Origin of the sequence: Sphingosinicella sp. (assembly GCF_052387495.1) — a bacterium.
In the GTDB taxonomy this organism is placed as follows: Bacteria; Pseudomonadota; Alphaproteobacteria; order Sphingomonadales; family Sphingomonadaceae; genus Allosphingosinicella.
Genome location: NZ_JBQTJC010000213.1, coordinates 1 through 7417, shown reverse-complemented (window position 1 = coordinate 7417; position 7417 = coordinate 1). Strand labels below are relative to the sequence as shown.

7 protein-coding genes are annotated in these 7417 nt (G+C 70.5%); 6 read left to right on the top strand and 1 reads right to left on the bottom strand.

Features of this window, described 5'->3' with window-relative positions:
- The first annotated feature begins 35 nt into the window (after positions 1 to 35).
- The 5 genes from ACT4N8_RS11960 (at position 36) to ACT4N8_RS11940 (ending at position 3259) form a co-directional block, all read left to right on the top strand.
- Positions 36 to 170, top strand: coding sequence for a type II secretion system protein GspG (locus ACT4N8_RS11960; RefSeq protein ID WP_444858354.1), 135 nt, complete (start codon positions 36 to 38; stop codon positions 168 to 170).
- Positions 151 to 1167: a type II secretion system protein GspL gene (gene gspL, locus ACT4N8_RS11955; RefSeq protein ID WP_444858353.1), complete on the top strand. Its 1017-nt coding sequence runs from the start codon at positions 151 to 153 to the stop codon at positions 1165 to 1167. The genes ACT4N8_RS11960 and gspL overlap by 20 nt, the downstream gene beginning before the upstream one ends.
- On the top strand, positions 1164 to 1625 hold the full coding sequence (gene gspM / locus ACT4N8_RS11950; protein WP_444858352.1) for a type II secretion system protein GspM: 462 nt from the start codon (positions 1164 to 1166) through the stop codon (positions 1623 to 1625). The genes gspL and gspM overlap by 4 nt, the downstream gene beginning before the upstream one ends.
- A complete protein-coding gene (gspN, locus tag ACT4N8_RS11945; RefSeq protein ID WP_444858351.1) occupies positions 1622 to 2338 on the top strand; it encodes a type II secretion system protein N in 717 nt (238 codons plus the stop codon). Before gspM ends, gspN begins: the two co-directional genes overlap by 4 nt.
- A 141-nt stretch (positions 2339 to 2479) precedes the next feature.
- Positions 2480 to 3259, top strand: a complete 780-nt coding sequence (locus tag ACT4N8_RS11940; RefSeq protein WP_444858350.1) for a hypothetical protein — start codon at positions 2480 to 2482, stop codon at positions 3257 to 3259.
- Positions 3260 to 3273: 14 nt separating this feature from the next.
- On the opposite strand, the gene ACT4N8_RS11935 is transcribed toward ACT4N8_RS11940, so the two are convergent.
- Positions 3274 to 3756, bottom strand: a complete 483-nt coding sequence (locus tag ACT4N8_RS11935) for a hypothetical protein (protein WP_444858349.1) — start codon at positions 3754 to 3756, stop codon at positions 3274 to 3276.
- 46 nt (positions 3757 to 3802) lie between these two features.
- Here ACT4N8_RS11935 and ACT4N8_RS11930 point away from each other — a divergent pair, with 46 nt between their 5' ends.
- The gene (locus tag ACT4N8_RS11930) at positions 3803 to 7354 is read left to right on the top strand and encodes a hydantoinase B/oxoprolinase family protein (protein WP_444858348.1); all 3552 of its coding nucleotides are present in this window, start codon (positions 3803 to 3805) and stop codon (positions 7352 to 7354) included.
- Positions 7355 to 7417: the final 63 nt, after the last annotated feature.

The window sequence follows — 7417 nt, the reverse complement described above, 5'->3', positions numbered from 1 at the left end:
TCCAGGCGCTGGTCACCGCGGGCCATCTCCGGCGGGTGGAGAACGATCCCTGGGGCCGGCCCTATCTTTACACCGCGCCGGGACAAGGCGGGCAGCCTTATGCGATCTCGACCCTGGGCGCGGACGGACGCGAGGGCGGCGAAGGGGAAAATGCCGACATCGTCAACTGAGGCGGAGCCCCTCGACACGGGGGACGCGGCGGCGCTCGTCTTCGTCGAGGACGACGGAACGCTCGGGCCCGCGCTCGCCGTCGAAGGGCTGAGCGGGGCGGCGCTCGCCGTGCCGGGCACGCAGGTCGCGGTCCATTGGCTGGAGCTGGCCGGCGATTTGACCCATGCGCAGGCGGCGGCGGCGGCGCGGCTGATGCTCGCCGACGCCAGCGCCGAGCCGCTCGACCGGATGCATGTCGCGGTCGGGCGGGTCGAAGGCGGGCTGACCCCGATCGCGCTCGTGCCGAACGCGCGGATGGCCGGTTGGCTGGGAACCGGGCTCGATCCGGACGTGATCCTCCCCTCCCCAATGCTGCTGCCGGTGCCGGGGACGGGGTTCGTCCTCCGCGACGCGGGCGAGACCGCCGACTATCGCGGCCTCGGCGCGGCGTTCAGCATCGAGCCGGAGCTGGCCGGGGCGCTGACCGGCGACGCGCCGGTGGCGGAGATCGACGCGGTGGAATTCGAAGCCGGGCTGAGCGCGATTCTCGCCGCGCCGCCGCTGAACCTGCGCCAGGGACCCTTTGCAAGGCGGCGGCAGTGGAAGCTGGAGGCGGGACGGACGCGGCGGCTGGTGCTGCTCGGCCTCGCCCTCGCCGCGCTCACCTTGCTCGTCCAGATCGTGCTGATTCTCGGCTACACCTTCGCCGCCGACCGGGCCGAGGCGGAGACGGCCGCGCTTTCGGCCACGGGCCCGGAGCGTGCCGACATCCGCCCCGGCTTCGGGCCGACCGCCGCTTTGTTCTTCGAGGCGATCCGCGCCACCCCCAATGTCGAGATGACGCGGCTCGAATACCGCCCGGACGGCAGCCTCACCGCCAGCCTCGCGCTCGACACTCCGGCGACGCTCGCCGCCTTCCGCGGCCGGATCGAGGCGAGCGGGCTGCGTGTGGAAGGCGGTGAGATCACCACCTCGGCGGGGCGCCCGACCACCGAGCTCATTGTGCGGCCGTCATGAGCGAGTGGTGGAGCCAGCGCAGCGAGCGGGAGCGGCGCCTGCTGCTCGTCATGCTCGGCCTGTTCGCATTGCTGCTCGGCTGGCTGCTGGTGGTGCGGCCGCTCGGCGACGCGCTCGATGCCGCCAGGGAGCGGCACGGCGCGGCGGTGGTCGCGCTGGCCGAGGCCAAGGCGCGGACCCAGGTCGCGGCCCCTTCGCCCGCGAGCGCCCCGGCGCTGCCGATCGACGGTCTCGTCAGCCGTTCCGCGACCGAGGCGGGCTTTGCCAATGCGCGGGTGGCGGGACAGGGCCCGACGCGGGCGACGGTCGCGATCGACGCGGCGCGGCCGCAGGCCTTGTTCGGCTGGGTGGCGCGGCTCGAGGCCCAGGGCGTCACGGTCGAGTCGCTGCGCGCCCGGGCGAATGCCGACCAGACCCTTGCGGTCGAGGCCGCCTTCCTGGCGCGGAGCGGGCAATGAGATTCCGCCTGCCGATGGGGCGCACCGCCTTCTTCCTCGGCGCCTTCGCCTTCGCGCTGCTCGCCTTGCTGCCGCTTAGGCTCGCGCTCGGCTGGCTGGGAGTCGGCGGCCAGGGCCTTGCCGCGCGAGAGGCGACGGGCAGCGTCTGGCTCGGCGCGCTCCGGGAGGCGCAATTGGGGCCGGTGCCAATCGGCGACGTCAGCGCGCGGCTGAACACGCTCCCGCTCTTCCTCGGGCGGGCGCGGGTGACGCTGGCGCGGGACGACGAGACCAATCCGTTCGAAGGCGCGGCGAGCGTCTCGCGCCACGCCTTCGGCTTCGACGACGTGACCGGCCAGTTCCGCCTCGGCGGCCTGCTCGCGCCGCTGCCGATCGCCGCGCTCGAGCTCGAGCAGTTCAGCGCCGGCTTCGCCAACGGCCTCTGCGCCCGCGCCGAAGGGCGGGTCCGGGCGACCGTCGCGGGCGAGATCGGCGGCCTTGCCATGCCCGCGGGCCTGAGCGGCAACGCGGCCTGCGCGGGCGACGCGGTGCTGGTCCCGCTCGCCGGCCAGAGCGGGATGGAGCGGCTCGTCATCCGCCTCTTCGCCGACGGGCGCTACCGGGTCGAATTGCTCGTCCGCCCGAGCGATGCCACGCTCGGCGCGCGCTTGGTCGCGGTCGGCTTCGCGCAGTCGGGCGGCGGCTTCGTCCGCGTCGTCGAAGGGCAGTTCTAAAAACCGCAATCGCGCCGCCGACGGAGCAAATCCTAACCTAGGTCGTTTTGCGGGCACACAACACTGAACTCAGTGTGAGCGACGGGGGCTTCTCTCCCGGCGAAGCGGAGACGCGCGCCGGATCGGCACGGAGGCCAAGAAATGAAACGGATCATGATCGGAGCGGCGGGACTGCTGCTCAGCACGTCGGCTTTGGCCGGCACCATGCTCGCCAAGGACCCGGCCTATGAGGCCGGCGTCGAGACGAACCAGGCGGTGCAGCTCGCCGCCGCGTCGAGCTGGGACGACGCCTTCGAGGGCGCCGCCAAGACGATGGACGACAAGGCGATCGAGGCGGCGAGCGTCGACGCGACGAGCACGCTCGACACCGCGGCGGTGGACGCCGCGATCGTCGACAAGGGCCAGGAGATGACGCTGGCCGAGGCGGTCGAGGCGGGCAAGCCGCTCGACACCGGCATGGGCGGCCCGCTCGAGACGGCCGACGCCGGCACGCTCGACCTGACGCCGCGCCCGGCGACGCACAATTACCCGCCCTGCGATCCGGGCCCGGGCGACGACAATTGCATCCAGCTCTACGAGCCGGGCGTCGAAGTCGCGCTCGCCAGCTGGAACCAGCCGACCGGCGGCCTTGCGGACGGCAGCCAGGCCATGGCTTCCGCCGACACCTCGGACGAGCTGACCGGCGTCGGCGGCCCCTATGAGGCGGTCGATTCCGATCTCGCGATGGCGGGCGACGGCAAGGTCGACGTCGTGGCGGGCGAAACCGAAGCGGCCGAGCTCGCCTCGGGCGACGGCACCTTCGTCCATGACGGCGTCGGCGGCCCGGTGGTCGAGACGGGCTACCCGCCCTGCTCGGGCAGCCCGAGCGACGACCGCTGCATCCAGCTCTATGAGGCGGGCGTCACCGGCGAAGGCAATTAAGCCCTTGCTCAGTCTCACGTTTCGTAAGGCGGCGCTTCGGCGCCGCCTTCTTTTTCGGCGAGCCAGACGTGCAGCAGGACGATGCTCTTTTCGAGTGCGCGGATGATCGCGCGGACCTGCTCCGGATCGCCGTCCGCGGTCGCGATCTCGGAAATCCACCAGGTCTCGGCCAGCCATTCCTCGCCGTCGTCCCTGTCCGCGACCGAGATGCCGAGAAATGCCTCGCGCGCGTCGACCCATTGCTCGCCCTGCGCCTGGAGCGTGTGGAGGCGGACCTTCGCCTGCTCGAAATCGCCCCGCGCCATGTCGCGCGCCGTCTCCAGGAAGGGCAGGACGGCGGGCCAGGAGAGCTTGGCCTCGGTGAGCATATCGTTCGCCGCGTTGAGGATCAGCTTCTGGGTGACGGTGTGGAAATCGGACGAGGTGAACGAACCGTCCTCGTCCTCTCTCGGCTTGACCGGATCGTCCTCGTCCAGCGGGTCGCGTTCGTCGCTCATGCGCTGCTCTGTCGCATGGCGCGGCGCATGATGCTAGGCCGCCCAAATGCGTGCGGCATGGAGCTTTTCGATCGATCGGGGAGGGACCTTCACCGACATTGTCGCCCAGGCGCCGGACGGGCGGACGATCGTCAGGAAGCTGCTGTCGGATAATCCCGAGCGCTATGACGACGCCGCGGTGGCGGGGATCTCCCAGATTCTTGGCGAGGCGGGCGGCGGGACGATTGGCGCGGTCAAGATGGGGACGACGGTCGCGACCAACGCCCTGCTCGAGCGCAAGGGCGAGGCGGTGGCGCTGGCGATCACCGCCGGGCTCGGCGACGCCTTGCGGATCGGCTACCAGGCGCGGCCCGACATTTTCGCGCGGCAAATCGTACTCCCCGAGCCGCTCTACGGGCGGGTGATCGAAGTGGACGAGCGGGTGCGGGCGGACGGAACGGTCGAGAAGACGCTCGATGAAGCGGCGGCACGGGCCGGGCTGCACGCTGCTTATGACGAGGGCTATCGCGCGCTCGCGATCGTGCTGATGCACGGCTGGCGCTGGACCGCGCATGAGGCGGCGCTGGCGCGGATGGCCGAGGCGATCGGCTTCACCCAGATTTCGACGAGCCATCAGGTCGAACCCCTGATCAAGCTGATCGGCCGCGGCGACACCTGCGTGGTCGACGCCTATCTCTCGCCGGTGCTGCGCCGCTATGTCGACAAGGTGGTGGCCGGGCTGGGCGGCGCCGGGCGGCTGATGTTCATGCAGTCGAACGGCGGCCTCACCGACGCCGCCGCTTTCCGCGGCAAGGACGCGATCCTCTCCGGCCCGGCGGGCGGCATCGTCGGCATGGCCAAGACCGCGCTGGAGGCGGGCTACGACCGCGTGATCGGCTTCGACATGGGCGGCACCTCGACCGACGTCTCGCATTTCGCCGGGACTTACGAGCGGACCAGCGAGCGCGCGGTGGCGGGCGTGCGGGTGCGGGCGCCGATGTTGGAGATCCACACCGTGGCGGCGGGCGGCGGCTCGGTCTGCGGCTTTGACGGCCAGCGCTTCCGGGTCGGGCCGGACAGCGCCGGGGCGGTGCCGGGGCCGGCCTGCTACCGGCGCGGCGGGCCGCTGACCGTGACCGACTGCAACGTCGTGCTGGGCAAGATCCGGGCGGAGCATTTTCCTCGCGTCTTCGGCCCGGACGGCGACCAGCCGATCGACGCCGCCGCCTCGCGCGCGCGGTGCGAGGAGATCGCGGCCGAAGCGGGGAAGTCCCCCGAAGAGGTGGCGGAAGGGTTCGTGCGGATCGCGGTCGAGAATATGGCCAATGCGATCAAGCAGATCTCGATCGCGCGCGGCCACGACGTGACCCGCTACACATTGCAATGCTTCGGCGGCGCGGGCGGCCAGCATGCCTGCCTCGTCGCCGACGCGCTCGGCATCGGCCGGGTGATGATCCACCCCCTCGCCGGGGTGCTCAGCGCCTACGGCATGGGCCTCGCCGACATGGTCGAGCTGAGGCAGAGGAGCCTCGGCGGCGAAGACCTCGATGAGGTCCTCACCGAATTGGCGGCGGAAGCCGTGGCGGCGCTCAAAGCTCAGGGGATCAAGGCGCCCGAGATCCGCCGCCGCGCGGCGTTGCGCTACGAGGGCAGCGACACGACGATCGAGCTGGAGGCCGGGGATTTCGCCGCGATGCGCGCCAAGTTCGATGAAGCGCATCACGCCCGCTTCGGCTTCAGCGCGCCGGAGACGGCGGTGGTGGTCGAGACGGCGATCGCCGAGGCGGTGGGGAAGGGGGAAGGACAGGCTTCTTGTTCCCCGGCTAGGGCCGGGGTCCAGTCCAAAGCAAGGAACGGCGCGGAAGCGCCGCCTGGGCCCCGGCCTTCGCCGGGGAACTTGTATGATCGTGAGGATCTGGCCGAGGGCGATACCGTCACCGGGCCGGCGCTGATCATCGATCCCGCCGCGACCACGGTGGTCGAGCCTGGTTGGCGGGCCGAAGTGGATGCGCTCGGCAACCTCATCCTCACCCGCGCGACCCCGCGCGAATCCGCGCCGGCGATGGGCACCGAGGTCGATCCGGTGATGCTCGAGGTGATGGGCAATCTCTTCATGGCGATCGCCGAGGAGATGGGGGTGGCGCTTCAGAACACGGCCTCGTCGGTCAACATCAAGGAGCGGCTCGATTTTTCCTGCGCCGTCTTCGACCGCGAAGGCCAACTGGTCGCCAACGCGCCGCACATCCCGGTCCATCTGGGCTCGATGGGCGATTCGATCCGGACGATCATCGAGGCACGCGGCGGCGGCAAGGATGGACGCGGGATGCTGTCGGGCGACGTCTATGTGCTGAACGCACCCTATCGCGGCGGTACGCATCTGCCCGACATCACTGTGATCATGCCGGTCTTCGTCGACGATGAGGCCGATCCGGCCTGGTATGTCGCGGCGCGCGGGCACCATGCCGATATCGGCGGGATCGCGCCCGGATCGATGCCGCCGGACAGCAAGAATGTGCAGGAGGAAGGCGTCCTGATCGACAATTTCCTGCTCGTCGACGCCGGCCGCTTTCGCGAGGCGGAGCTGCGGGCGCTGCTCGGCTCGGGCGAATGGCCGGCGCGCAATCCGGGCCGCAATATCGCCGATCTCAAAGCCCAGGTCGCCGCCTGCGCGCGCGGCGCGAGCGAGCTGAAACGGGTCGCGGGCGAATATGGCCGCGCCGCGATCGATGCCTACATGGCGCATGTCATGGCCTATGCGGAAGAGGCGGTAAGACGCTTGATCGACAGGCTTAATGACGGATGTTTTAACTATGAAATAGATAATGGCGGAGTGGTTTCGGTGGCCGTCACGGTCGATCGCGCGGCGCGGACGGCGGTGGTCGACTTCAGCGGCACCAGCGACCAGCAGGAAACCAATTTCAACGCGCCCTACTCGATCTGCCGGGCGGCGACGCTCTACGTGTTCCGCACTTTGGTGGACGATCCGATCCCCCTCAACGACGGCTGCATGCGCCCGATCACGCTGAAGGTGCCGGAAGGCTCGATGCTCGATCCGCGCTTTCCCGCCGCGGTCGTCGCAGGCAATGTCGAGACCAGCCAGGTGATCACCGACTGTCTGCTTGCCGCCTGCGGCGCGCTGGCGCCGAGCCAGGGGACGATGAACAATTTCACCTTCGGCAACGCGGCCCATCAATATTATGAGACGATCGCGGGCGGCGCCGGGGCCGGCCCGAACTTCGACGGGGCAAGCGCGGTGCAGACGCACATGACCAACAGCCGGCTGACCGATCCCGAGATTTTGGAGACGCGCTTTCCGGTCGTGCTGGAGCGCTTCGCGATTCGGCGAGGCTCGGGCGGGGAGGGCGCCCACCACGGCGGCGACGGGGTGGTTCGGAAGATCCGGTTTTTGGAGCCGATGCACGCGGCGATCCTCTCCAACCGGCGACGGGTGCCGCCGCGCGGGATCGAGGGGGGCGGAGACGCGGCGCCGGGGGTGAACTGCGTGCTGCGCGCCGACGGGGGCGAGGAGGCGCTGACCGCGACCGACTCGGCCGAGATGGCGCCGGGCGATGCCTTCGTCATCGAGACGCCGGGGGGTGGGGGTTATGGGAGGCTCTGAAATCCTCCCCGCGATTTCGCGGGGAGGGGGACCAGCCGCAGGCTGGTGGAGGGGCCCCTCCAC

Bases quoted from the DNA above. Each gene is read 5' to 3' on its own strand.
- gspM (WP_444858352.1), top strand. From the start codon at position 1,164: ATGAGCGAGTGGTGGAGCCAGCGCAGCGAGCGGGAGCGGCGCCTGCTG.
- ACT4N8_RS11940 (WP_444858350.1), top strand. From the start codon at position 2,480: ATGAAACGGATCATGATCGGAGCGGCGGGACTGCTGCTCAGCACGTCG.
- ACT4N8_RS11930 (WP_444858348.1), top strand. From the start codon at position 3,803: ATGCGTGCGGCATGGAGCTTTTCGATCGATCGGGGAGGGACCTTCACC.
- ACT4N8_RS11935 (WP_444858349.1), bottom strand. From the start codon at position 3,756: ATGAGCGACGAACGCGACCCGCTGGACGAGGACGATCCGGTCAAGCCG.
- gspL (WP_444858353.1), top strand. From the start codon at position 151: ATGCCGACATCGTCAACTGAGGCGGAGCCCCTCGACACGGGGGACGCG.
- gspN (WP_444858351.1), top strand. From the start codon at position 1,622: ATGAGATTCCGCCTGCCGATGGGGCGCACCGCCTTCTTCCTCGGCGCC.